Origin of the sequence: Antarcticimicrobium luteum (assembly GCF_004358185.1) — a bacterium.
GTDB classification, from domain to species: Bacteria; Pseudomonadota; Alphaproteobacteria; order Rhodobacterales; family Rhodobacteraceae; genus Antarcticimicrobium; species Antarcticimicrobium luteum.
Genome location: NZ_SMUV01000045.1, coordinates 1 through 23,877 on the forward strand (window position 1 = coordinate 1; position 23,877 = coordinate 23,877).

The following is a 23,877-nucleotide window of genomic DNA, read 5'->3' on the forward strand; positions in this document are numbered from 1 at the left end:
CGCCAGCCGGGCCAGCGCCGCCGCCAGCGCGCCCGGCGCGGCCAGCGTCGCCGCGCCCAGCGCGCGGCCCGGCATATGCGCCTGCACCCGTGCGGCCAGCGTTGCCAGCGCCGCCTCGGCAGGAGCGGGATCGGACGGCTGGCCATGGGCCACGATCAGGGCATCAAGGGGTTCGGACATGGGCGGGCCTCCTGCCTGCCTTTCTGGCGCAACCTTTCGCCGCAGCCAAGGGGCCAGGGATCGCGCCTGTGGGCACGCGCCTCCGGCGGGGCGTTCAAGCCGTCCCGGAAACGCACCGGGGGAGCGTTTCAGGCACAGAACGGGCGCAGCCCTGAGGCCGGAAAAAGAGGGTCCTGAGGCCAGAAAAAGACAGGGGGCGCGGTTCTTGTCCGGCGACCGCGCCCCTTCTTCTCGGCCCAAATACTCCGGCGGAGTGGCGGCATCGCCGCGACGGGGGCGGAGCCCCTTGCGCCCTCAGATCACTCCACGCACTCCAGCAGCATGGTGCCCGCCCCGGTGTTCGAGATCGGGATGTGGTAGTTCGAATGCCGCCGCACCACCTTGTCCCCCAGCGCCCCGCGCATCATCATCCACATCAGGAACTCGGTGCCCTGCGCGCCGGCCTTTTCGACCAGTTCCATGCGGCTGATCTTGGTCAGCGCCTCGGGGTCGTCGACGATCTTCTCCATGCAGTACTGGTCGAACTCCTTGTTGATGAAGCCGGCCCGCTCGCCGTCGAGCTGATGGCTCAGCCCGCCGGTGCCCAGCACCACCACCTTGAGATCCTCGGGATAGCTCTGGATCGCGCGGCGCAGCGCCTTGCCGAAGTCCAGCGCCCGTTTCAGCGTCGGGATCGGGTGCTGCACCGTATTGGCGCTGATCGGGATGGTGCGCGGCATGTCGGGGTTGTTCGGCGCACCGGGCCAGAACAGCTGCATCGGCACGACGAAGCCGTGATCGACGGGAAGTTCCTGGCAGGAGGTGATGTCGAACTCCTGCTCGACCATGCTTTCGATGATGTGCCAGCTCACCTCCGGCGCGCCGGGAAAGGGGGGCAGCTGCGGAATGCCCCAGCCCTCGTCCTCGTTGCGGTACTCATGCGCGGCGCCGATGGCGAAGGTCGGCATCCTGTCGAGGAAAAAGCCCAGCCCGTGATCGTTGTAGATGTTGATCGCAAGGTCGGGCTTGTGTTCGTCCAGCCAGGCGCGGATCGGCGGATAGCCGTCGAAGAACGGCTTCCAATAGGGATCGTCGAACAGCCCGTTGTGGATCGCGTTGCCGACCGCGGGGATATGCGAGGTGGTCAGCCCGCCCAGAATCTTGGCCATGGTCAGTCTCCCGCTTTCCTGAGTTTTTCCTTGAACTCTTCCTTGGTCATACCGGTCTGCTGGGCGCCGATGTCCTGCACGTCCAGCCGGTAGATGCCGGCGAATTTGGCCAGGTAATAGATGTTGCCGCCGGCGGCGATCATCGCCAGCACGTCCTTGTCGCGGCAGGCCTGTTTCTGTTCGTCGTTGAGGCCGAATTTTTCCATATAGGCCTCGGGGTCGGCGAGGTATTGCGCCCGCGCCGCGGCGCCGTTGAAGGAATAGCACATCTTGTTCAGCGCATAGCCCTTCATCGCCATCTTGCCATCAAAAATCGTGGTGCCCGGGATCGGGCTGTGATGGTCGAACTCGGTAATATCCATCGTCTGTCCTCCGCTCAGGCCTGATCCGGCCAGTAAAGCCGCATCGGGTTGTCGATCAGCAGTGCCTGTTGCAGCGCGGATGTTGGGGCGATCTGCGGGATCACATCCACCAGCTGCCCGTCGTCGGGCACATGCGATTTCATGTTCGGATGCGGCCAGTCGGTGCCCCAGAGCACGCGGGTCGGAAACGTCTCGACCAGGTGCCGGGCAAAGGGGACCACGTCCGTGTAGGGCGGGCCGGCGACGGTCAGCCGCTCCGGGCAGCTCACCTTGGTCCAGATGTTGTCATTGCGGGCCAGCAGATCGACGAAGCGCTGGAAATCCGGGTGGTCGGTGCCCTTGGTCACGTCCGGCCGCCCCATGTGATCGACCACGATCACGGTTGGCAGGCTTTCCAGGAAGGGGATCAGAGCCTCCAGATCCGGCGCCTCGAAATAGACAACGATATGCCAGCCCAGCTTGGCGATGCGCTCGGCGATGCCGGTGAACACCTCCTTGGGGGTGGCGTCGACGAGCCGCTTGACGAAGTTGAAGCGCACTGCGCGCACCCCGGCGGCATCCATCGCGCGCAATTCCTCGTCGCTCACATCGGGCGAGACCACGGCGACGCCGCGGGCCAGATCACCGGCCGCCTGCAGCGCGTCGACCAGCGCCGCGTTGTCGGTGCCATGGCACGACGCCTGCACGATCACGTTGCGGGAAAAGCCCAGATAATCGCGCAGCGCGAACAGCTTGCCCTTGGGCGCGTCGCAGGGGGTGTATTTGCGTTTCGGCGAATAGGGAAATGTATCGGCGGGGCCGAAGACGTGGCAATGGGCATCCACCGCACCGGCGGGAACCTTGAAATCGGGCACCTTCGGGCTGGGGTGGAAGGGCAGGTAATCGGGATCCATTCGGGCGGTCTCCTTGGTCTTTCTCTCCCGGGGACAGGGGCGTCCGGGCTTGGCGCGACATTAGGTCCGCGCGGCGCGACAGCGCCAGTTGGAAGCTTGGACCGGTTGATTGGATTATGTTATAGATGTCGTGAGTTCCTGGCGGAGGCCCCTGTGGATTTCGTGTTTCCCAACGTGCGGCACCTGCTTGCGGTGCGCGAGGTCGCGGCGCAGCACCGCATCAACCTCGCCGCCGAGGCGGTGCACCTGTCGCAGCTGGCGGTGACCCAGGCGGTGGCCAAGCTGGAGACGGCCCTGTCGGCGCGCCTGTTCGACCGCCGGCCCGAGGGGATGTTTCCGACCGAGGTGGGCGAGATTTTCCTGCGCCGGGTGGACCGGGCGCTGGACCTGCTGAAAGAGGGCGAGCGGCAGGCACGCAAGAAGGCGCCGCGCCCCGGCCCCGCCGGGCGGCGCGATTTTCACCGGCTGACCACGGCGGTGCAGTTGCGGGCGCTGACGGCGGTGGCCCAGACCGGAAATTTCAGCCATGCCGCGCAACAGCTTGGCGTCTCGCAGCCCGCCGTGCACCGCGCCGCGCGGGATCTGGAGCGGCTCTCGGGGTTGGTGTTCTTCGAGCCGGTGCGGCGCGGCGTCATGCTGACCCCGGCGGCCGAGTCCTTTGCCCATAACGTGCGGCTGGCCAAGGCCGAGATCCGGCAGGGCTATTACGAGGTGGGCGAGTATCTGGGCCGCGATTCCACCCGCATCGCGGTCGGCGCCATGCCGCTGTCGCGCACCGCGATCCTGCCCGGCGCCATCGACCAGCTGCTGAGAGAGAGCGAGGGGCGATTGCAGCTGCAATGCGTCGACGGCCCCTATGGCGTGCTGCTGCGCGATCTGCGCTTTGGCGAGCTGGACGTGCTGATCGGCGCGCTGCGCGATCCGCCGCCCGCCGACGACGTGGTGCAGGAGCCGCTGTTCGAGGACACGCTCTCGGTGGTCGCCGCGCGCGGCCACCCGCTGGTGGACAAGCCGGGGCTGACGCTGGAGGACACGCTGGCCTATCCCTGGATCGCGCCGCCGCTGCCGACGCCCACCGGCACCTATCTTTATGAAAGCCTGAAGATCCCTCAGCGCCCCGACACGCCGGTGCGGGTGGTGGCCAACTCGCTGGTGCTGGTGCGCGGGCTGATGATGCGGGGCGATTACATCACCATCATGTCGGACAAGCAGATCGAGGTCGAAGAGAAATACGGCATCATGGCGCCGCTGCCCATCGACCTCTCGGGCAGCGCCCGGCCGATCGGCCTGACATACCGCGCCAACTGGCGTCCGACGCCGACCCAGGCGCGGTTCCTCGATCTGCTGCGAAAACAGGTGGCCTGACCTGCATCTATAACAGAAACGAAAGGGAACCCGGGGCAATCAATTTCTGTCTCGCGGCCACGGCTGCTAGGGGAGGGCGACAGGCTGCGGCAGGGCAGGGGACTCTCCGAACCCGTCGTGCCAGAATGAACCGCGAGGCGGGCGCGCCGCCCGCGTGCCGGAGGGAGACGCAGATGGCCGACCGATCAGACAAACCCTATGAGGACATTCCCGGCACCTTCGTGTTCGACGCCGACCGCTCGCGCGAGGGCTATCACCTGAACCAGTTCTGCATCTCGCTGCGGCTGCAGAAGAACCGCGAGGCCTTCAACGCCGGTGAAGAGGCCTATCTGGACAAATACCCGATGACCGCCGAGCAGCGCGAGGCGGTGCTGAAACGCGACTGGAACCGCCTGCTCGAACTGGGCGGCAACATCTATTACACGTCCAAGCTTGCCGCCAACGACGGGATCAATTTCCAGAACCTCGCCGGGCTGATGACCGGCATGGGCGTCGAGGCCTATCGCGACATGATGCTGCATGGCGGCCGGCCCATCGAGGGCAACCGCTCGAAATCGGAATGGGAGGAAGAGTAATGGCACGGATCACCGCAGGTGTGGGCTGTTCGCATGTACCGGCCATCGGCGTGGCGATGGACACCGGCATCACAGACGAGCCGTATTGGCAGCCGGTGTTCGACGGCTTCAAGAAATCCCGCGAATGGATGAAGCAGCAGAACCCGGATGTGATCTTTCTGGTCTACAATGACCATTGCACCGCCTTCGACGCCTCCTGCATTCCGACCTTCGCACTGGGCTGTGCGGCCGAGTTCACCCCCGCCGACGAGGGCTGGGGCCCGCGCCCCGTGCCGGTGGTGAAGAACCACCAGAAACTGGCAAGTCATATCGCCCAGTCGCTGGTGCTGGACGAGTTCGACATTACCATCATGAACGAGATGGAGGTCGATCACGGCCTGACCGTGCCGCTCTCGGTGATGTATGGCGAGGTTCCGCAGGACGGCGAATGGCCGGCGCTGGTGATCCCGCTGGCGGTCAACGTGGTGCAATACCCCGCGCCCACCGGCAACCGCTGCTACAACCTGGGCAAGGCGATCCGCCGGGCGATTGACGCCTATGACGAGGATCTCAACGTGATGATCTTCGGCACCGGCGGCATGAGCCACCAGTTGCAGTACAAGCGCGCCGGTCTGATCAACGCCGACTGGGACAACCGGTTCCTCGACATGATGGCCAACGATCCGGTCGCGGCCAGCCAGATCAAACATGTCGAATACCTGCGCGAGACCGGCTCGGAGGGCATCGAGATGGTGATGTGGCTGGTGATGCGCGGCGCGCTCGACGAAAAGGTGACCGAGGTGCACCGCCATTACCATGTGCCCGCCTCGAACACGGCGGTCGGGCATATCATTCTGGAAAACCACGACTGAACCACGAGTGAATCACGGCGAACGGAGGGATTGAGATGAGAATTTGCGTGGCCGGCGCCTATGGCGCCTTTGGCATCAAACATCTGGACGCACTGGCCAATATCGACGAGGTCGAGGTGACCTCGGTGATGGGGCCGACCAAGGCCAAGATCGAGGCTTTTGCCGCCGAGCGCGGCATCGGCCATGCCGCCGACAATCTGGCCGACTGCCTGGCGCGCGAGGATGTCGATGCGGTGATCCTGGCCACCCCGACCCAGGTGCATGCCGAACAGGCGATCCAGTGCATGGAAGCCGGCAAACACGTGCTGGTCGAGATCCCGATGGCCGACAGCCTGGCCGACAGCCAGGCGGTGGTGGACAAGCAGAAGGAAACCGGGCTGGTCGCCATGGCCGGGCAGGTGCGCCGCTTCAACCCCAGCCACCAGTGGATTCACAACAAGGTCGTCGCGGGCGAGCTGAAGGTCCAGCAGATGGACGTTCAGACCTATTTCTTCCGCCGCTCCAACACCAACGCCAAGGGCGAGCCGCGCAGCTGGACCGATCACCTGCTGTGGCATCACGCCTGCCACACCGTCGATCTGTTCCAGTACCAGACCGGCGAGACCTGTTCCGAGGCGTTCGGTCTGCAGGGGCCGCTGCACCCCGATCTGAACATCGCCATGGACATGTCGATCGGGCTGAAGACCCCCTCGGGCGCGATCTGCACCCTGTCGCTCAGCTTCAACAACGACGGGCCCTTTGGCACCTTCTTCCGCTATATCTGCGACAACGGCACCTATCTGGCGCGCTACGACGACCTCTATGACGGCAACGAGACCCCGATCGACCTGAGCGGGGTGGCGGTGTCGAACAACGGCATCGAGCTGATCGACCGCGAGTTTGTCGCCGCCATCCGCGAGGGGCGCGAGCCCAACGCCTCGGTCGCCCAGACCCTGCCCGCGATGGCGACGCTGGACCGGATCGAGCGCGGCCTGAAGTAACCGAAACCGATTCTTATCTGGTGCCGCGCCCTGCGGCGTGGAATGATACGGGGCGGCTGCCATCCGGCGGCCGCCCTTTTCATGCCCATAGATCCGGAGAGACCCGATGAACGGTGCCGAAAGCCTGGTGCGCAGCCTGCTGGCCAGCGATGTGGAGGTTTGTTTCACCAATCCCGGCACGTCCGAGATGCATTTCGTCGCCGCCCTCGATCACGTGCCCGGCATGCGCTCGGTTCTGGCGCTGTTCGAGGGGGTGGCGACCGGCGCCGCCGACGGCTACTGGCGGATGGCGCGCAAGCCCGCCTCGACGCTGCTGCACCTCGGTCCCGGCCTCGCCAACGGGCTGGCCAATCTGCACAACGCGAAAAAGGCCGGCTCCGGCGTGGTCAATATCGTCGGCGAGCATGCCTCGAGCCATATCGCGCTGGACGCGCCGCTGACCTCGGATATCGAGGGGATCGCCCGCCCGGTGTCGCACTGGGTGCGCAGTTCCTCTTCGGCTGCCGATGTGGGGTTCGACGCCGCCCGCGCAGTGCGCGCGGCCTGCACCGCGCCGGGCCAGGTGGCCAGCCTGATCCTGCCCGGCGATACCGCCTGGACGATGGGCGGGGTGGTGGCTGACCGGCTGACCCCGCCGGCGCCGCCCCGGCCCGGCGATGCGCTGGTCGAGCAGGCGGCGCAGGCGCTGGCCGGACCCGACAGCCTGCTGTTGCTGGGCGGCGGCGCGATGGATGCGCAGGGGCTGGAGATGGCCGGCCGGATCGCCGCGAAAACCGGGTGCGCCCTGATGGCCGAATGGGCCAGCGCCCGGGCCGAGCGCGGCGCGGGGCGGGTGGCCCTGCCCAAGGTGCCTTATCCCATCGACCTGGCGCTGGAGGCGCTGGCGCCCTACCGGCGGATCGTTTTGCTCGGCGCGCGCGCGCCCATCGGCTTTTTCGCCTATCCGGGCAAACCTGCCCGGCTGACCCGCCCCGATGCCGAGATCCTTGAACTGGCAACCGCGGGCGCCGATCTGCCCGCCACGCTCGACGCGCTGGTGCAGGCGACCGGTGCAGGGGGCACAGCCGCGCCGCTCGCCAAGGCATCGCTGCCCGATCTGCCGCCCCTCGGCCCGCTCACGCCCGACAGCATCGCGCCGCTGATCGCCCGCGCGATCCCGGAAGGTGCCGTGGTGGTGGACGAATCGGTCACCACCGGGCGCGCCTTCGGCCCGGCCACCACGGGCGCCGCGCCCCATAGTTGGCTGAACAACTGCGGCGGCTCCATCGGCTACGGCCTGCCGGTCTCCATCGGCGCCGCCATCGCCCGCCCGGACCGCAAGGTTCTGGCGCTGATCAGCGACGGCAGCGGCATGTATACCGTTCAGGCGCTCTGGACGCTGGCGCGCGAGGGGCTGGATGTGACCATCGTGATCTTCGCCAACCGGTCCTACAACATCCTGCGCGGCGAGCTGACCAATGTCGGTGTGCAGAACCCGGGCCCCCGCGCCATCGACATGCTGTCGCTGGACCGGCCGACGCTGGGCTGGGTCGACATGGCCCGCGGCATGGGGGTGGAGGCCAGCCGGGTCGAGGACACCGCCGCCTTTGCGCTCGCGCTGGAGGCGGGACTTGCCGCGCAAGGCCCGGTGCTGATCGAAGCGGTGATGTAACGCGCGCGCCTTTGCCCGGACCGGGGCGCGACGCGCCGCCGGGCAGCGCCCGCCGCTGGCGTGGCGGGCGCTCCTGCAACCGGGGCGCACAGAACCGACGTCCGATGATCTGGCGGCCTAAAAGCGACGCTTCTACAGGCCAACAGCGCCCACCTGCGGTCGGGCGCTGCCTTCTGTTGCGCTGTTGGGGAGTGTGGAAAGACGCGGTTGTCTTATCATTGCTTCGCCCGCACCCGGGTTTCCGAAAAGGACATCCCGCCTTGGAAAAACGCACCCGTTGACAAACCTGACTTAATCACTCAGTTATAGCGCGCACAGCCAACCCGCCCCCGGCGGGCCAGCCCGCAAGACAACTCAGGGGGCAGGGATGCCGTGTAAATCAGAACGTTCCGTCTGGTCGTCGCCGCTGCCGGCGCTCTGCTGCGCAGAGCGCTGCGCGCTGATCGAAACCTGCGGCGAGACGGCGTGTTTTCAGCTCGACTGGCTGGACGATCTGCACCGCAGCGCGCTGCCGCGACACGTGGCACCGACACAGGCCCGGCCCCGGAAAACCGACCGAGAGGACATGTGACATGACATCGAAACTGCTGTGCGCGACGCTGCTTGCCGGCCTTGCCGGCTCCGCCGCCCTTGCCACTGAAAAGGCGGCGGTGATCGACACCTACGCCGACATCGCCGAGGCCGCCTATGGTGACAGCGCCCGGACCGCCCGCCGGTTGCAGAGCGCCGTCGAGGCGCTGATCGCCGAGCCATCGGCGGAAAACCTGCAGGCCGCCCGCGCCGCATGGTTGGCCGCCCGCGTGCCCTATCAGCAGACCGAGGCGTTCCGCTTCGGCAACCCCATTGTCGATGCGTGGGAGGGCAAGGTGAACGGCTGGCCGCTGGACGAGGGGCTGATCGACTATGTCGACGCCGCCTATGGCGGCGCATCGGACGAAAACCCGCTGGCGGTGCTGAACGTGGTGGCGCAACCGAAGCTCTCGATCGCGGGGGCCGAGGTGGACGCGGCCCGGATCACCCCCGCGCTGATCGAAACCACCCTGCACGAGGCCGACGGGATCGAGGCCAATGTGGCCAGCGGCTATCACGCCATCGAGTTCATGCTCTGGGGGCAGGACCTGAACGGCACCGGCGCCGGTGCCGGCAACCGGCCCTGGACCGATTACGCCAGCGGCGAGGCCTGCACCCACGGCAACTGCGACCGCCGCGGCCAGTACCTCAGCGCCGCGACCGACCTGCTGGTCAGCGATCTGGAGTGGATGGCGGCGCAATGGGCCGAGGGCGGCGACGCCCGCGCCAACCTGATGCAGCACGAAACCGCCGGTATCGCCGCCATGCTGACCGGCATGGGCAGCCTCTCCTACGGCGAGCAGGCGGGCGAGCGGATGCGGCTGGGTCTGATGCTGAACGACCCGGAGGAAGAGCACGACTGTTTCTCGGACAACACCTACAACAGTCATTATTACGACGGGCAGGGCATCCAGAACGTCTATCTGGGCCAGTACGTCCGCGCCGACGGCGCGCTGGTCACGGGGCCGTCGCTGTCGGACCTGGTGGCCGAGGCGAACCCGGCGCTGGACGCCGAGATGCGCGGCAAGCTGACCGCGACGATGGATGCGCTCGGCCGTATCAAGATCGCCGCCGAGGCGGGGCTGGCCTATGACCAGATGCTGGCGCGCGGCAATGCGGCGGGCGAGGCGCTGATCATGGGCGGTGTCGACGCGCTGATCGACCAGACCAAGACCATCGAGCGGATCGTCTCGGCGCTGGATCTGGAGCAGAGGGGATTCGAGGGCTCCGACAGTCTCGACAACCCCTCGGCGGTATTCCAGTAACCCCCCACCCTCGGCCCAGCCAGCGCCCGTGCAAGCCCGGCCTTACTCAAAAAGAAAGACCTAAGCATGAGTAAGACCCTGACTGCGGCGCTGGCCCTCGGCGCGCCGTTCGTAATCTGTGCCTCCGGCGCGCTGGCGCAGGAGCGCTTCAGCTGGGACGGTGAGATCGAAATCGGTTATGAATCGATCATCGACTCGACTGTTCCGGCAAATGAGGGCGACGCCGCCTATGCAACCGGCGAATTCAACACCGCCTTTGCCCTTTCGGACAGGGTGACCGTCTTTGGCGGGCTGACCTTCGAAGAGCTTGAGGACGCATCCGGCACCACCGGATATGGCTTTTACCTGCATGAATTGGGCCTGCAATTCGAGACCGGCGCGGCCACCTTCCAACTCGGCAAGGTTTCTCCGGCGTTCGGCACCGCCTGGGTTTCGGCGGCCGGTTTCTATGGCGCGGCGCTGGCCGAGGATTACGAACTGACCGAACAGATCGGTGTGCTGGCCGAGGCCGATCTGGGCGCGGCGGGAACGCTGGCGCTGGGCCTGTTCTATGCCGACGACACCGGGCTGAGCGACTCCCTCGGCTTCAACCGGGGCCGCAACTCCTCTGCCGCCGGCGGCGCCGGCAATACCGGCAAGCTGAACAATGCCGCCCTGCAATGGTCAGGGGAGTGGGACGCCACCTTTGCCTATGCCGGGGTCCGGTTCCTGTCGGCGGGTGTCGGCGATGTCGGCGACGAGACCGGCTTTGTCGCCGGTCTGGGTCATTCGCTGGGCAACGGGCTCGACCTCTTCGGCGAGGTGGCCGCCTTCGACGGGTACGGCGGCACAGCGGATGACGCCACCTATGCCACGCTCAACGCGGCCTATGCCATCGGCGAGGTGACCCTTTCGGGCACCTACTCCATGCGCGACGTCACCAGCGCCGGGCGCACCGATCTGGTCTCGGCGGCCGCCGAGTACGAGCTGGCCAACGGCATGACCCTGGGCGGCGCGCTGGCCCGGATCGACGACGCGGGCACCAAGGACACGCTCCTGGGCGTCAACCTGGTGATCCCCTTCGGCGGATAGGACAACGGGGGCGGGCCTGGCGCGGGGATTTCCCTTTGATCCGGGCCCGTCGCGGGTGCACCCTCGCACCGAAAACGAACCGGGCGGCGGTCATCGCCTGGTGCTGAAAGTGACGGCAATGCTGAAGATCATGTGGAGATACAAACGCCCGCCGACCGCGCGCCGCCTTTGGGGGCTGGCCGGGCTGTCGCTGATCGGGTTGGCGGCCTCGGCCCCCGGTCTGACCGGCGCAGATGACGACCCGCATCTGGCGCCCGTCCCCCCCGGCGCGGCGCAGGCGGTGCGCGCCGCCCGCGCCCTGCGCCCTGTGCGGGACTTCTCCGCGCCCGAGCCGTTCGAGGCGCAACCCGCCGGCGCCGCCACCGTGCAGCGAGGCGACCGGCAGGCCTTTGCCCAGCCCGCCGCCAATCTCGATTTCGAGACAGAGCTCGATTTCCGTACCGGCAAGGCGCTGTTCGAGAAACTTTGGGTTTCGGCCCCGTCCTCGACGCTGGCCTCCGACGGGCTCGGCCCGCTCTATAACGCGCGCGCCTGCGAAAGCTGTCATATCCGCGACGGCCGCGGCCACCCGCCGGCCCCGGGCGAGATGCCAGCCGGGCTGGTGCTGCACCTGTCGCAACCGGGACCAGCGGCGGGGCCGATGGCCGCGATCCCCGGCTCTCACCCGGCCGCGCCCGATCCAGTCTATGGCCGCCAGTTGCAGACCCGCGCGCTGCGCGGTCTCGCGCCGGAATACCGTCTTTCGATCGCGGATGACGCGATTGAGATCCCGCTCTCGGGTGGCGAGAGCGTGACGCTCCACGCCCCGCGCTATGCCCTCAACGACCTCGCCCACGGCCCGCTCGACCCAGCAACCCGGATCAGCGCCCGCACCGCGCCGCAGATGATCGGGCTGGGGCTGATCGAGGCGATCCCCGCCGCCGCGATCCTAGCCGGGGCCGACCCGGAGGATGCGGATGGCGACGGCATCTCGGGCCGGGCCAATATCACCTGGTCGATGGATCATCAGCGCCCGATGCTGGGCCGCTTCGGGCACAAGGCCGCGCAACCCACCCTGCGCGATCAGAGCGCGCGGGCCTTTGCCGACGATCTGGGCCTGTCCACCCCGCTGGTGCCCGACGGCTGGGGCGATTGCACCGCGGCGCAGGCCGCCTGCCGCGCCGCCCCCCATGGCGACGGCGACGCCCGGGTGTTCGAGGTGGACGACACCGGGCTCGACCTGGTGACGCACTACGTCCGCGACCTTTCGGTACCGGCCCGAAGGGCGCCGGACGATCCACAGGTGCTGCAGGGCAAACAGGTGTTCTATGACACCGGATGCGCGGCCTGCCACCGACCGAAATTCGTCACCCGCGTCCTGCCCGGGCAGCCGGCGCAGAGCTTTCAGCTGATCTGGCCCTATTCCGATATGCTGCTGCACGACATGGGGCCGGGCCTGGCCGATGGCCGCCCCGAGGGCCGCGCCACCGGGCGGGAATGGCGCACCGCGCCGCTTTGGGGGATCGGTCTGACCGAAACGGTGAGCGGCCGCGCCAGCTACCTGCATGACGGCCGCGCCCGCAGCCTGCTCGAGGCGATCCTCTGGCATGGCGGCGAGGCGCAGCCGCACAGCGACCGGGTGATCGTCCTGCCCCCCGCCGACCGCGCCGCCCTGATCCGGTTCTTGGAGAGTTTGTAGACCATGCGATACCTGATTTCCGTCCTTGTCGCCGCAGTCCTCTCGCTGATCGCGCTCTCCGCGCAGGCGGGCGAGAGGACCGGCGCGATCCTGGACCGTCACGTGCTGCCGGGGATGCGGATGCTGGCCGAAACCAGCACCGCGCTGGGCCGCGCCGCCCGCGCCGACTGCGCAGCGGACTCGGCGGCGCTGCGCCGCGCCTTTGGCGCTGCCCTCGACGCATGGATCGCGGTCAGCCACCTGCGCTTTGGTCCCGCCGAGACTGAGGCGCGCGGTTTCGCGCTGGCCTTCTGGCCGGATACGCGCGGCATGACCCCGAAAACCCTGCGCAGTCTGATCGCGGCCGAGGATCCGGTGGTGCAGACGCCCGAGGGGTTCGCCACCGTCTCGGTCGCCGGGCGCGGTTTCTATGCGCTGGAGCTGCTGCTTTACGATCCCGAGATCGCCGCGCCGGGCAGCGAGGCCTATCGCTGCGCGCTGACCCGTGCCATCGCCGCCGATGTCGCCGCCACCGCCGCCGATCTGGCCGCCGACTGGCAGGAGCATTACGCGGCCCTCATGCGCAACCCCGGCGCCGGCGGCCCCTATCAGACCGACGAAGAGGTGCTGCAGGAGTTTTTCAAGGTGCTGACCACCGGGCTGGAGATCAACGCCGACCTGCGGCTGGGCCGCCCCATGGGCCAGATCGGCAAGCCGCGTCCGCTGCGGGCCGAGGCGCGCCGCTCCGGCCGGTCGCTGCGCCATGTGGTGGTCTCGCTGGTCTCGCTGCGACAATTGGCCGGGCTTCTGGCCGGCGACGACACAGATCTCTCGGGCCGGATGGACCATGCCTTTGCCACCGCGCTGGACCGCGCCGACCGGCTGGACGATCCGGTCTTTGCCGGGGTCGCCACGCCGCAGGGGCGGCTGCGGGCCGAGGTGCTGCAACAGGCGATCGGGGCCATCCGCACCGAGGCCAATGAATATATGGGGCCGGCGCTGGGCGTCGCGGCCGGGTTCAACTCGCTGGACGGCGACTGATACGGAGACCGATCATGACATCACGGCGCGGATTTCTTGCGGGCATTCTGGCCACCGGGCTGGCGCCGTCGGCCACCTGGGCCGACGCGGGCGCGCCCGACTATCTCTCGGCCGGGCAGGGGGCGGACGGGTCACATGCCCTCTTTGGGCTGAGCGGGGACGGCGCGATCCGCTTTCGTCATCCGCTCCCAGGTCGCGGTCATGCCGCCGCCGCCCACCCACACCGGGCGCAGGCGGTCGGCTTTGCCCGCCGCCCGGGCACCTTTGCCTTTGTCCTCGACTGCGTGACCGGCCAGACCGTGGCCGAGTTCACCGCGCCGCCGGGGCGGCATTTCTACGGGCACGGCGTGTTGTCCCGTGACGGCGCGCGGCTCTACACGCCTGAGAACGACTATGACAACGCCGCCGGGGTGATCGGGGTCTGGGACGCGGCGGCGGGCTACAGGCGGCTGGGCGAGTTCGCCTCCGCCGGGGTCGGCCCGCATGACATCCGCCTGATGCCCGACGGCGTGACGCTGGTGGTGGCCAATGGCGGCATCGAAACCCATCCCGACAGCGGCCGGGCCAAGCTGAACATTCCGCTGATGCAGCCGAGCCTGGTCTATCTTACCCTCGAGGGGGAGGTGCTGGAGGCGGTCGCGCTTGAGCCGGCGCTGCACATGAACTCGATCCGCCATCTCGACCTGCGCGGCGACGGGCTGGTGGGCTTTGCGATGCAATGGCAGGGCGGGCAGGGCGATCTGCCGCCGGTGCTGGGCACCCATCGCCGCGGCGGCGCTCCGCATCTGCTCGGGGCGGCGGCCGGGATCGCCGATCAGATGAACGGCTATGGCGGCAGCGTCGCGTTTTCCGGCGACGGAACCCTTCTCGCCGTCTCCTCGCCGCGCGGCGGCAGGGTGCAGGCCTATGACGTGGAAACCGGCGAACTGGCCCAGAACCTGACGATGGAGGATGTCTGCGGCCTGGGGGCGGCGCCCGGCGGCTTCATCGCCTCATCCGGCACCGGCACGCTGGTGCGGCTTGAGGCGGGCGGCATCATCCCCATCGACCGCGCGCCGGTGCGCTGGGACAACCATCTGGTGCGGCTGACCGGGGCGTAGCGGACCCCGGTGCGCAATGCGTACAATTCAGGGTGAAAACTCCCCAACTCACGCGGCGGTTCCCAAAGGATTGCCGCGTTTTGGGCCTGCGTGACGCACGGGCGAAACCCGGGGGCGGTGCGTCGTTCGGATCGGGGAGAAATGGCAGCCCGTAGGGGAGTCGAACCCCTCTTTCCAGGTTGAAAACCTGGCGTCCTAACCGATAGACGAACGGGCCACATCGTGGTGTGCGCCTGACTATGCAATTGCGCGGCGGGACGCAAGAGGGGGGCGGGAAGAATTTCGCGGGCGATGCGGCGGGGCGGGGCCGGGCGCGCGCCATGTCCCAGGCATTCGAAACCATGGGCTGCGGGCGCTAAAGCGCTGCGATTGAATGCGATTTCCGGGTGGGCGGGGAAAGTGGCAGCCCGTAGGGGAATCGAACCCCTCTTTCCAGGTTGAAAACCTGGCGTCCTAACCGATAGACGAACGGGCCACGCTGTGGTGAGCGGTTCTTTAGGCAATCGCGCCGCACCCCGCAAGACAAAATCCGCGACGGGCGGCAGATTTTTCGCGCCCGGGCAGACCGGGTGTCGCGCTGGTGCGCCCTAGGCCTCGGCAGCGTCGTCGAGGCGCAGCTGTACGCTCTGGCGGCCGCCCCAGCTGTTGATCTCCAGCCGCCCGGCCAGGTGGAAGCGGGCGCCGCCATGCCCCTCCAGGCGCGGGCCGAGATCGCTGTCGAAGGCGCCGAAGGCGATGGCCTCCAGCTTGCCCTGCATCCCATCGCTGAGCGAGAGTTTCAGATGCGCCGCGCCGACCCGTTTGGCAAAGCGGATCTGCAGATCGGGCAGGGCAAAGCGCGGGGCCGGGGCGCCGGCGCCGAAGGGGCCGGCCTGTTCGATCCGCTCGATCAGCTCCACCGTCGCCGCGCCGGGCATCAGCGTGCCGTCGAGCTTTAGATCGGCCGGGCCCGCCTGGCCCGCGCCCTGCCGCGCCAGCAGCTCGGAGAGGCGTTCCATCGCCTCCTCCAGCCGGTCGCGCGCCACGGTCAGACCGGCGGCCATCTTGTGCCCGCCGCCCTTCAGCAGCAGCCCTTCGCCCGCCAGCCGCTGGATCGCGGCGCCGAGGTCGATGCCGGAGACGGAGCGGCCGGAGCCCTTGCCCTCGCCGCCGTCCAGCCCGATCACCACGGCCGGGCGATTGGCGGCCTCCTTCAGGCGCGAGGCGACGATGCCCACCACGCCGGGATGCCAGCCCTCGCCTGCGGCCCAGACCAGCGGCGCGTCAAAGCCGCGTTCCTCGGCCTGTTCCATGGCGGCGGCGCGCACCGCCTCCTCGATCTCGCGCCGCTCGGTGTTGAGCTGGTCCAGGCGTTCGGCCAGCGACCGGGCCTCGGCCGGGTCCTGCGTGGCCAGCAGCCGCGCGCCCAGATCGGCCTTGCCGATGCGCCCGCCGGCGTTGACCCGCGGCCCCAGAAGGAACCCCAGGTGATAGCTGTTTGGCGCCGAATCCATCCGGGCCACGTCCGCCAGCGCCACCAGTCCGGGGCGCTGGCGCTGCGCCATCACCCGCAGGCCTTGCCGGACCAGCGCCCGGTTGGCCCCGATCAACGGCGCCACGTCGGCCACCGTCGCCAGCGCCACCAGATCAAGCATCGCCATCAGGTCGGGGCCGGTGGCTGCGCCACCCTCGCGCAGCTGGCGCCGCGCCTCGACCAGCATCAGGAACACCACGCCGGCGGCGCAGAGATAACCCAGATCGCCGCTTTCGTCCTGCCGGTTCGGGTTCACCACGGCGACGCACTCGGGCAGCGTCTCGCCGCCCAGGTGGTGGTCCAGGACGATCACATCGGCGCCTTTCGCGGCGGCGATCGGTCCGTGGCTGAGGGTGCCGCAATCAACGCAGACGATCAGGTCGTGCCTTGCGGCAAGATCGCGCATCGCCGGCTCATTCGGGCCATAGCCCTCGTCGATCCGGTCGGGGATATAAAGCGTCGCATCGTGCCCCATCGCCCGCAGCCAGCTCAACAGCAGCGCGGCGGAACTGCCGCCGTCAACGTCGTAATCGGCAAAGACCGCGATGCGCTGGCCGCGCTTCACCGCGTCGACCAAGCGTGCGGCGGCGGCCTCCATATCCCTCAGCGCCCGCGGATCGGGCAGCAGGTCGCGCAACTGCGGCGCCAGGAATGGCTCGGCCTCCTGCACCGGCACACCGCGGCGGGCCAGCACCTGGCACAGCGGGCGCGGCAGGCCGGTGGCCTGCGCCATCGCCTCGGCGGCGCGGTCCATCTCGACCGACGGCCCGGTCCAGCGCCGCCCGGTCAGCGAAGACTTCACGCCTAGGAATGCCACTTGCTCACCTCCAAATTATCAAGGCCGGACCATCCCGGACCGGCCTCGTTTACTGACTGAAAATATCCCCGCCGAAGGCCCCGGCGCAAGCCGGTTTGCCCGGGGCGATCCCGGACCGGCCTTGTTCAGACCGGCGTACGATACTGCATCCGCCGCACCGACCCGGTTTTCGAGCGCATCAGAAGCGTCGTGGTCTCGACCCAGCCGGGCGTCCGTTTGATCCCCGGCAGCAGGGTGCCGCCGGTGACCCCGGTGGCGGCAAAGATCACGTCCTGCGTCACCATCTCGTCGCGCGAATAGATGCGGTCGAGGTCGGTGATCCCGGCCTTGGCCGCGCGCGCCTTTTCATCGTCGTTGCGGAACAGCAGCCGGCCATAGATCTGCCCGCCCATGCATTTCAGCGCCGAGGCCGCCAGCACGCCCTCGGGCGCGCCGCCGGAGCCCATGTACATGTCGATGCCGGTGATCTCGCTCTCGGCGCAGTGCATGACGCCGGCGACATCGCCATCGGTGATCAGGCGGATCGCCGCGCCGGTGCCGCGCACCTCGGCGATCATCGTCTCGTGGCGCGGACGCTCGAGAATGCAGACGGTGATGTCGGAGGGCTTGCAGCCCTTGGCGGTCGCCAGCGCCTCGACTCGTTGCGACGGGTTCATGTCCAGGGTGACCACGCCCTCGGGCAGGCCGGGGCCGACGGCGAGCTTGTCCATATAGGTGTCCGGTGCGTGCAGCATCGAGCCGCGCGGCCCCATGGCGATCACGGTCAGCGCGTTGGGCATATCCTTGGCGGTCAGCGTGGTGCCCTCCAGCGGGTCCAGCGCGATATCGACGCCGGGGCCGTTGCCGGTGCCCACCTCTTCGCCGATGAAGAGCATCGGCGCCTCGTCACGCTCGCCCTCGCCGATGACCACGACGCCGGCGATGTCCAAAAGGTTGAGCTGTTCGCGCATGGCGTTGACGGCGGCCTGATCGGCGGCCTTTTCATCGCCGCGCCCGATCAGCGGCGCCGAAGCCAGCGCCGCCTGTTCGGCGACCCGGGCCAGACCCAGTGACAGCATCCGGTCCTCGAAGATGGCTTGGGTGTCCTTGGCGGTCATGAGAATATCCTGTGTCATAATATTAATGTGTCGATACCCCGCCCGGGGCAGGGGCCGCAAGGCCCGCGGCCCGGGCCGGGGCGGCTCAGAGGTGTTCGATGCGCAGTGCCACCGGCTCGGAGGCCACCACGTCGGTCTTGCCCATCGCCTCGAGCGCCTGGTTGAGCGCGGCGCGGGTGGTCTTGTGGGTCACGATCAGCACCGGGGCGGCGGCCTCGGAATGGCTGTACTGCCGCATCCGGTCGATCGACACGCCGGCCTCGCCCAGAATCGCGGCCACCTTGGCCAGCGCGCCGGGTTTGTCCAGCAGCGACATGCGCAGGTAATAGGGCGCGGGCAGGCCGGTCTGTGCCGGCCGCGCCTCTTCCAGCGTGGTGGCGGGCTGGCCAAAGACCGGCAAGCGGCAGCCGCGCGCCAGATCGCAGATGTCGCCCAGCACCGCACTGGCGGTCGGACCCTCGCCCGCGCCGGGACCGCGCAGTACGATCTGCTCGACCGCGTCGCCCTCGATCACCACCATGTTGGTGCCGCCCTCGAGCTGGCCCAGCGGCGAATTCGCCGGCACCAGGCAGGGCTGCATGCGCTGCACCAGCCCGCGCGGGCTGCGCTGCGCCACGCCCAGCAGCTTGATGCGATAGCCCATGTCGGCGGCCTGGCGGATATCCTCCAGCGTCACCCGCTGGATGCCCTCGATCTCGACCCCGTCGAAGTTCACCTTGGTGCCAAAGGCGATCGAGGCCAGGATCGCCAGCTTGTGGCTGGCATCGATGCCGCCGACGTCGAGGTTCGGGTCGGCCTCCAGATAACCCAGTTTGCTGGCCTCCTCGAAGAGGGCATTGTAGCCCTGTTCGGTGGCCTGCATGCGGGTCAGGATATAGTTGCAGGTGCCGTTCATCACCCCCATCACCCGGGTGATCTCGTTGCCGGCCAGCCCCTCGGTCAGCGCCTTGACCACCGGAATACCACCGGCGACCGCCGCCTCGTAGCGGATCGAGAGGCCCGCCGCCTCGGCCTGTTCCGCCAGCGCCTGGCCGTGCAGCGCCAGCAGCGCCTTGTTGGCGGTGACCACATGTTTGCCGCTGGCCAGCGCCGCCTCGGTCGCCGCCTTGGCGGCGCCGTCGGAGCCGCCCATCAGCTCGACGAAGACATCGATATCGTCGCGCCGGGCCAGCGCCACCGGGTCGGTTTCCCAGGCATAGCCCGACAGGGTCACGCCGCGGTCCTTGCCGGCGTCGCGGGCGCTGACCGCGACGATCTCGATCCGGCGTCCGGTGCGGACCTCCAGCAGCCTGGCCTGTTTGCGCAGGATGCGGACGACACCCACACCGACCGTGCCCAGACCGGCGATTCCAAGGCGCAGAGCTTCAGTCATCGTCGCGTGTCCCTCGTGCTGTCTTTTGTTGCTGCGTGCCTTATCCGGTTCGGGTTGGCGGTGCAACGGCGGGCGCGCCGCGGCTTACTCGGGCTGCGCCGCCCGCAGACGATCTGCCCGCGATTTGAGCCGGGCGCTGCGCCAGGCCATCTCGCGTTCCAGACGTTCGGCGCTGTCCGGCTCGGCCGCGCCGGTGGCCAGCAGCGGCCCCAGTGGGACCAGCGCCGGATAGGGGGCGTCGCGCAGGGCGTCGGTGCGGGTCTGGTCCAGCTCGGGCACGGTGCGGGTGCAGCCGGCGGCGGCGACGAGCGTCAGGGCCAGACCGAACAGGGCGATCGGAGCGGAGAGGGCGAAGAGGCGCGGCTGAAACATGGGCGATCCGGGGACAGGGTGCGCTCTTTCATGCCCGTTGCGGGCAAAAGGCGCAAGCGGGGGGTTTTTTCTGAACAAACGTTCAGATAGCGTTTCCTTGATGGCACGCACAGCAGGTTCCCATTCCGACATCACCGGCCCGCGCATTCAGGACGCGGCGCTGCGGCTGTTCGCGCGGCACGGCTATGCCGCCGTCTCGATGCGCCAGATCGCGCGCGAGGTCGGGGTGCAGGCCGGCGCGCTCTATAACTACACTCCGGACAAGCAAAGCCTGCTGTTCGGGTTGATGCAGGATCACATGCGCGAGTTGCTGGCGACCTGGGCCGCCCGGTCGCAGGTGCCGGACCCGGGCGCAGCCCTGGAGACCTTCACGCGGTTTCACATCCGGTTTCATCTGGAACGCCCGGACGAGGTGTTCATCGCCTATATGGAGCTGCGCAACCTGACGCCCGAGAACCACGCCGCGATCAGCGATCTGCGCGGGCGCTACGAGGATGCGCTGGAATCGATCCTGAAACGCGGGGTCGCGGCGGGCGTCTTTGACGTGGCCGATACCAAGATCGCCACGCTGGCGGTGATCGCCATGCTGAACGGGGTCAACACCTGGTATCGCGCCGGCGGGCGGCTGTCACTGGAGCAGGTCGAGACGATCTATTGGGACATGGTGCGCAAGGCGGTGGGCCTGTAAGTCCGCGACGGGGACTATTTCCACTGCTTGAACTCCTTGAGCAGGCCCTGGCGCTCCTTCTCGTGCGATTTGAACTTTTTGACCTCGGATCTGTACGTTTTCAGCGCCGCGTCGGCCTGTTTCTCGACCTTGGCGATGTCGGTTTTCCAGTTCACTGTGGCGCGCGCCAGCCGGTCGTATTCGGAGGCCACCGCGTTCAGCTTCTTGCGAACCTCCTTGACGATCTTTTCGGCCTGCCCGATCTCGTCGGTGTCCATCTTGAGCGTGAGCACCGCAGAGGCCGCGCCGGTCAGCTTCTTTGACCCCTTGGACAGCTTGTCGGCAAGCTCCACGGATTCGCCCGCCACGGTATTGGCGGCGCCCAGCGGGCTGCCTGAACTGGGCCCAAGGGCGCCGTCGATCACCGAATGCACCGCGACACCCCCCAGGGCCACCCCGATCCGGGCCCCCCAGCCGACCGGGCCGAGGCAGAAGGACACCGCGGTCACCGCGATGTTCAGCCCGGTCTGCCATTTCGCCTCGGTCACCTCGCGCTTGGCCTTTTTCAGGAGTTTTTCCAACTCCTTGAGCTCTTTCTCCAGCGCCTTGCAGCGCTTGTGCATCTCGGCGATCCAACTGGCCAGCAGGTTCAGCAGGGTCGCGGCCAGCGCCGCGAAGCCGGCGGTCATCATCGCCCCATGCTTGGCGTTGGCCTCTTCAAGAACGGTCAGGGCAAGCACGTATTTCGTGTATGTCTTGATCAGCTCCTTGGAATCCCCGGCCTTGCCGAAGACGACCTTGTTCCAGGCCGCGTTGAAATCGCCAAGGCACTTGTCGAGGCGATCGCGATCGGCCTTGTAGGCGCCGAGCGTGGTGGAGGAGTAGAGTTTCACGGTCGAGGAGGAGAGTACCGTCTTGGCGGTCTTCAGCGCCTCCAGGGCATCCTTGTCGATCGCCTCGATATATTTCTGGACGACGGAACTGTTGACGAGATCCTGAGCGGTTTTGGCGGCCATGGCCGATCCCTTTCAATGCAAAAATGTTTTCCTTTGAAATTCGCGTTCCCCGGTGAAATGCGCCGAGGCAGGGGGAGTATACACCGAAAACGGACCTGGCCCGCCATAAAAAAGCCCGGCCGCGCCTGGGGCGCGACCGGGTTTGGGGCGGAGGGCGGCGGCGGGGACGGCCGATGGCGCCGTTCTAGTGCGCCGGGCTGATGAAGGTGCCGTTGCGCAGGTCGCGCATCGCCTGCATCAGCTCTTCCTGGGTGTTCATCACGATGGGTCCGTGCCAGGCTACCGGCTCGGCGATCGGCGCACCCGAGATCAGTAGAAACCGCACGCCCTCGGGGCCGGCCTGAACGGTGATCTCGTCGCCGCTGCCGAAGCGCACGAGGGTGCGGTCGCCCGACAGATCACGGATGTTCACCTCTTGCCCCGCGACCTCCTTTTCCAGCAGGACGCCGCCGGGCGCGGAGGCATCGGCAAAGGCGGCCGTGCCGTCGAAAATATAGGCGAAGGCGCGGCGGTAAGTATCGATGCGGAAGGTCTTTTTCACCCCTGCGGGCACGAAGACGTCCAGGTATTGCGGATCGGCGGCGATGCCGTCGACCGGGCCGCGCTTGCCCCAGAACTCGCCCACGATCACCTTCACCCGTGTGCCGTCATCGTCGATCACCTCGGGGATCTCGGTGCCCTGCACGTCCTGATAGCGCGGCGCGGTCATCTTCTGCGCGGCCGGCAGGTTGCCCCAGAGCTGGAACCCGTGCATCTGCCCGCGCGCGTTCCCCTTGGGCATCTCCTGATGCAGGATGCCGCGACCGGCGGTCATCCATTGCACGTCGCCCGCGCCCAGCGTGCCGCTGTTCCCGAGGCTGTCGCCATGCTCGACCGTGCCCGAGAGCACATAGGTGATGGTCTCGATCCCGCGATGCGGGTGCCAGGGAAAGCCGCGGATGAAATCCTCGGGGCGCTCGTTGCGGAAATCGTCGAACAGCAAAAAGGGGTCCAGTTCGGACGGATCCTGAAAACCGAAGGCGCGATGCAGCTTGACGCCGGCGCCCTCCAACGCGGGTATCGCGCGGCGGGTCTCGATGGTGGGTCTGAGGGACATGGGGGTCTCCACACTTGTGTTCGGGAATGAACATAGGCGGGACGAAGAGACGGGCAACCATCCGGGGCGGCACGGGGCCTGTGCGGTCATGCACGGTTCGGGCGGAAGGGCAGGAACCGGCGGGCCCGGCGGATTTGGCTGTTCGCGCCCCGAGAATTCGGATAAGCCCGCCGACGCAGGCAGCCGGAGGGGCCCATGGAGGACGACATTCTGATGACGGTTAAGGTCTCGGCGATGCGCCGCTGGCTGGGCGTCGGTGTGCTGCTGGGGTTCGGCGGGCTGCTGGTCTATGTCGCCTTTGCCACGCCGCCGGCGCTGGCCTGGCAGGGGTTCCTGCTGGCGATCGGGGCGGGCGCGCTGTGGCTGGCGGAGATGATGCGGCGCGGCACCAGCGCGCGGATCGAGCTGACCCGGACCGAACTGCGCAGCAGTGATGGCACCCGCATCGCCGCGATCGACGAGATCGAGGGGCTGGAGCGCGGCGTCTTTGCCTTCAAACCGTCCAACGGGTTCCTGATCCGTACGCGCGCGCCCGGCGTGCGCACCTGGCGGCCGGGCCTGTGGTGGCGGCTGGGCCGGCGCGTGGGGATCGGCGGGGTGACCGCGGCAGCGCAGACCAAGGCGATGTCGGAGGTTCTGTCGGCGCTGCTGGCGGAACGCGATTAACCGGCCGCCCACTTGATCTGTGGCCCGAAGCGGGGCCGGGTAAAGACGAAATTGTCCAGAATCTTGTCGCTCATGCCGATATCGAAGACCGGTTCATAGACCGAGCGTGTCTCGATCAGGATGACGCGTTCACCGTCCGGCATGACCGGCAGGAGACCGGCGATCTCGGCCATGTCTGAATCGGCGCGCGCGCTGGTATAGCCCCGGGGCTCGGACCAGACGACATAATAGCGATTGTCGCCCTCGTCCCAGCGGACCACCGTGACCCGCAGCTTCACCGTCTCGGACGACCGGGTCATCAGCCCCAGCACCTTCTGCATGCTGTCGATATAGGTGCTGTTAATGTCCTCGGTCTCGCGCGAGATCATGTCGCCGATCGCATAGGCGGCCTTGAGGTTCTGCGCGCTCTGCCGGTAGCCGTCGAAATAGACGTAGGTGGCCATGAAGGCCCAGAACAGGAACGGCATCACGATCACGAATTCCACCGACACGCTGCCGCGTGTTTCATCCCGGAACCGGCGGAGCAGGGCAAGAAGGCGCGTGCGCATCTGG

The 23,877-nt window shown here is 67.9% G+C and carries 23 protein-coding genes, 2 tRNA genes and 1 pseudogene; 13 read left to right on the forward strand and 13 right to left on the reverse strand.

Going from position 1 to position 23,877, the window contains the following annotated elements:
* The 4 genes and pseudogenes from E1832_RS02895 to E1832_RS02910 all read right to left on the reverse strand — a co-directional run.
* Window positions 1–180: pseudogene (locus tag E1832_RS02895) on the reverse strand (cobalamin biosynthesis protein CbiX); the annotation flags it as partial.
* 299 nt (window positions 181–479) lie between these two features.
* The gene (locus tag E1832_RS02900; protein WP_133358239.1) at window positions 480–1,328 is read right to left on the reverse strand and encodes a class III extradiol dioxygenase family protein; all 849 of its coding nucleotides are present in this window, start codon (window positions 1,326–1,328) and stop codon (window positions 480–482) included.
* Between the two features lie 2 nt (window positions 1,329–1,330).
* Window positions 1,331–1,690 (reverse strand): protocatechuate 4,5-dioxygenase subunit alpha, encoded by a 360-nt coding sequence (locus E1832_RS02905; RefSeq protein ID WP_133358240.1) that lies wholly within the window; start codon window positions 1,688–1,690, stop codon window positions 1,331–1,333.
* A gap of 14 nt (window positions 1,691–1,704) precedes the next feature.
* A complete protein-coding gene (locus E1832_RS02910) occupies window positions 1,705–2,583 on the reverse strand; it encodes an amidohydrolase family protein (RefSeq protein WP_133358241.1) in 879 nt (292 codons plus the stop codon).
* A 153-nt stretch (window positions 2,584–2,736) separates the two neighbouring features.
* On the opposite strand from E1832_RS02910, the gene E1832_RS02915 reads away from it, so the two are divergent.
* The 11 genes from E1832_RS02915 to E1832_RS02965 all read left to right on the forward strand — a co-directional run bounded on the left by E1832_RS02915 (window position 2,737) and on the right by E1832_RS02965 (window position 14,709).
* Window positions 2,737–3,948, forward strand: a complete 1,212-nt coding sequence (locus E1832_RS02915; protein WP_133358242.1) for a LysR family transcriptional regulator — start codon at window positions 2,737–2,739, stop codon at window positions 3,946–3,948.
* Window positions 3,949–4,121: 173 nt separating this feature from the next.
* Window positions 4,122–4,523 (forward strand): protocatechuate 4,5-dioxygenase subunit alpha, encoded by a 402-nt coding sequence (gene ligA, locus E1832_RS02920; RefSeq protein ID WP_133358243.1) that lies wholly within the window; start codon window positions 4,122–4,124, stop codon window positions 4,521–4,523.
* A complete protein-coding gene (locus E1832_RS02925; RefSeq protein ID WP_133358244.1) occupies window positions 4,523–5,374 on the forward strand; it encodes a class III extradiol dioxygenase subunit beta in 852 nt (283 codons plus the stop codon). Before ligA ends, E1832_RS02925 begins: the two co-directional genes overlap by 1 nt.
* 35 nt (window positions 5,375–5,409) lie before the next feature.
* Window positions 5,410–6,354: a Gfo/Idh/MocA family oxidoreductase gene (locus tag E1832_RS02930; protein ID WP_133358245.1), complete on the forward strand. Its 945-nt coding sequence runs from the start codon at window positions 5,410–5,412 to the stop codon at window positions 6,352–6,354.
* A gap of 106 nt (window positions 6,355–6,460) precedes the next feature.
* Window positions 6,461–8,005, forward strand: coding sequence for an acetolactate synthase large subunit (locus E1832_RS02935; protein WP_133358246.1), 1,545 nt, complete (start codon window positions 6,461–6,463; stop codon window positions 8,003–8,005).
* A 367-nt stretch (window positions 8,006–8,372) separates the two neighbouring features.
* Window positions 8,373–8,576 (forward strand): hypothetical protein, encoded by a 204-nt coding sequence (locus E1832_RS02940; protein WP_133358247.1) that lies wholly within the window; start codon window positions 8,373–8,375, stop codon window positions 8,574–8,576.
* A 1-nt stretch (window position 8,577) separates the two neighbouring features.
* Window positions 8,578–9,840, forward strand: a complete 1,263-nt coding sequence (locus E1832_RS02945) for an imelysin family protein (RefSeq protein WP_133358248.1) — start codon at window positions 8,578–8,580, stop codon at window positions 9,838–9,840.
* Window positions 9,841–9,906: 66 nt separating this feature from the next.
* On the forward strand, window positions 9,907–10,911 hold the full coding sequence (locus E1832_RS02950) for a porin (protein ID WP_133358249.1): 1,005 nt from the start codon (window positions 9,907–9,909) through the stop codon (window positions 10,909–10,911).
* Between the two features lie 118 nt (window positions 10,912–11,029).
* On the forward strand, window positions 11,030–12,589 hold the full coding sequence (locus tag E1832_RS02955) for a di-heme oxidoreductase family protein (protein WP_425358961.1): 1,560 nt from the start codon (window positions 11,030–11,032) through the stop codon (window positions 12,587–12,589).
* A gap of 3 nt (window positions 12,590–12,592) precedes the next feature.
* A complete protein-coding gene (locus E1832_RS02960) occupies window positions 12,593–13,609 on the forward strand; it encodes an imelysin family protein (protein ID WP_133358250.1) in 1,017 nt (338 codons plus the stop codon).
* Between the two features lie 14 nt (window positions 13,610–13,623).
* Window positions 13,624–14,709 (forward strand): DUF1513 domain-containing protein, encoded by a 1,086-nt coding sequence (locus E1832_RS02965; RefSeq protein ID WP_133358251.1) that lies wholly within the window; start codon window positions 13,624–13,626, stop codon window positions 14,707–14,709.
* A 142-nt stretch (window positions 14,710–14,851) separates the two neighbouring features.
* On the opposite strand, the gene E1832_RS02970 is transcribed toward E1832_RS02965, so the two are convergent.
* From E1832_RS02970 to E1832_RS02995, 6 genes are all read right to left on the reverse strand, one after another.
* Window positions 14,852–14,926 (reverse strand) — tRNA-Glu (locus tag E1832_RS02970).
* Between the two features lie 183 nt (window positions 14,927–15,109).
* Window positions 15,110–15,184: transfer RNA gene (locus E1832_RS02975), tRNA-Glu, on the reverse strand.
* A 112-nt stretch (window positions 15,185–15,296) separates the two neighbouring features.
* Window positions 15,297–17,039, reverse strand: coding sequence for a single-stranded-DNA-specific exonuclease RecJ (gene recJ, locus E1832_RS02980; RefSeq protein ID WP_133358252.1), 1,743 nt, complete (start codon window positions 17,037–17,039; stop codon window positions 15,297–15,299).
* Between the two features lie 125 nt (window positions 17,040–17,164).
* A complete protein-coding gene (glpX, locus tag E1832_RS02985) occupies window positions 17,165–18,136 on the reverse strand; it encodes a class II fructose-bisphosphatase (protein ID WP_133358279.1) in 972 nt (323 codons plus the stop codon).
* An 85-nt stretch (window positions 18,137–18,221) separates the two neighbouring features.
* Window positions 18,222–19,508 (reverse strand): homoserine dehydrogenase, encoded by a 1,287-nt coding sequence (locus tag E1832_RS02990; protein ID WP_133358253.1) that lies wholly within the window; start codon window positions 19,506–19,508, stop codon window positions 18,222–18,224.
* Between the two features lie 84 nt (window positions 19,509–19,592).
* Window positions 19,593–19,880 carry a hypothetical protein gene (locus tag E1832_RS02995; RefSeq protein WP_133358254.1) on the reverse strand — a complete coding sequence of 96 codons (288 nt, stop codon included), beginning with the start codon at window positions 19,878–19,880 and terminating at the stop codon, window positions 19,593–19,595.
* A gap of 100 nt (window positions 19,881–19,980) precedes the next feature.
* On the opposite strand from E1832_RS02995, the gene E1832_RS03000 reads away from it, so the two are divergent.
* Window positions 19,981–20,568 (forward strand): TetR/AcrR family transcriptional regulator, encoded by a 588-nt coding sequence (locus tag E1832_RS03000; RefSeq protein WP_133358255.1) that lies wholly within the window; start codon window positions 19,981–19,983, stop codon window positions 20,566–20,568.
* 14 nt (window positions 20,569–20,582) lie between these two features.
* On the opposite strand, the gene E1832_RS03005 is transcribed toward E1832_RS03000, so the two are convergent.
* Both E1832_RS03005 and E1832_RS03010 read right to left on the reverse strand, forming a co-directional pair.
* A complete protein-coding gene (locus tag E1832_RS03005) occupies window positions 20,583–21,563 on the reverse strand; it encodes a hypothetical protein (protein ID WP_133358256.1) in 981 nt (326 codons plus the stop codon).
* A gap of 184 nt (window positions 21,564–21,747) precedes the next feature.
* A complete protein-coding gene (locus tag E1832_RS03010; RefSeq protein WP_133358257.1) occupies window positions 21,748–22,659 on the reverse strand; it encodes a pirin family protein in 912 nt (303 codons plus the stop codon).
* Window positions 22,660–22,854: 195 nt separating this feature from the next.
* Here E1832_RS03010 and E1832_RS03015 point away from each other — a divergent pair, with 195 nt between their 5' ends.
* A complete protein-coding gene (locus tag E1832_RS03015; RefSeq protein ID WP_133358258.1) occupies window positions 22,855–23,325 on the forward strand; it encodes a hypothetical protein in 471 nt (156 codons plus the stop codon).
* On the opposite strand, the gene E1832_RS03020 is transcribed toward E1832_RS03015, so the two are convergent.
* Complete coding sequence (locus E1832_RS03020) at window positions 23,322–23,873, reverse strand: TadE/TadG family type IV pilus assembly protein (RefSeq protein ID WP_133358259.1); 552 nt, start codon at window positions 23,871–23,873, stop codon at window positions 23,322–23,324. The two genes, E1832_RS03015 and E1832_RS03020, sit on opposite strands and share 4 nt — an antisense overlap.
* Between the last annotated feature and the right edge of the window lie 4 nt (window positions 23,874–23,877).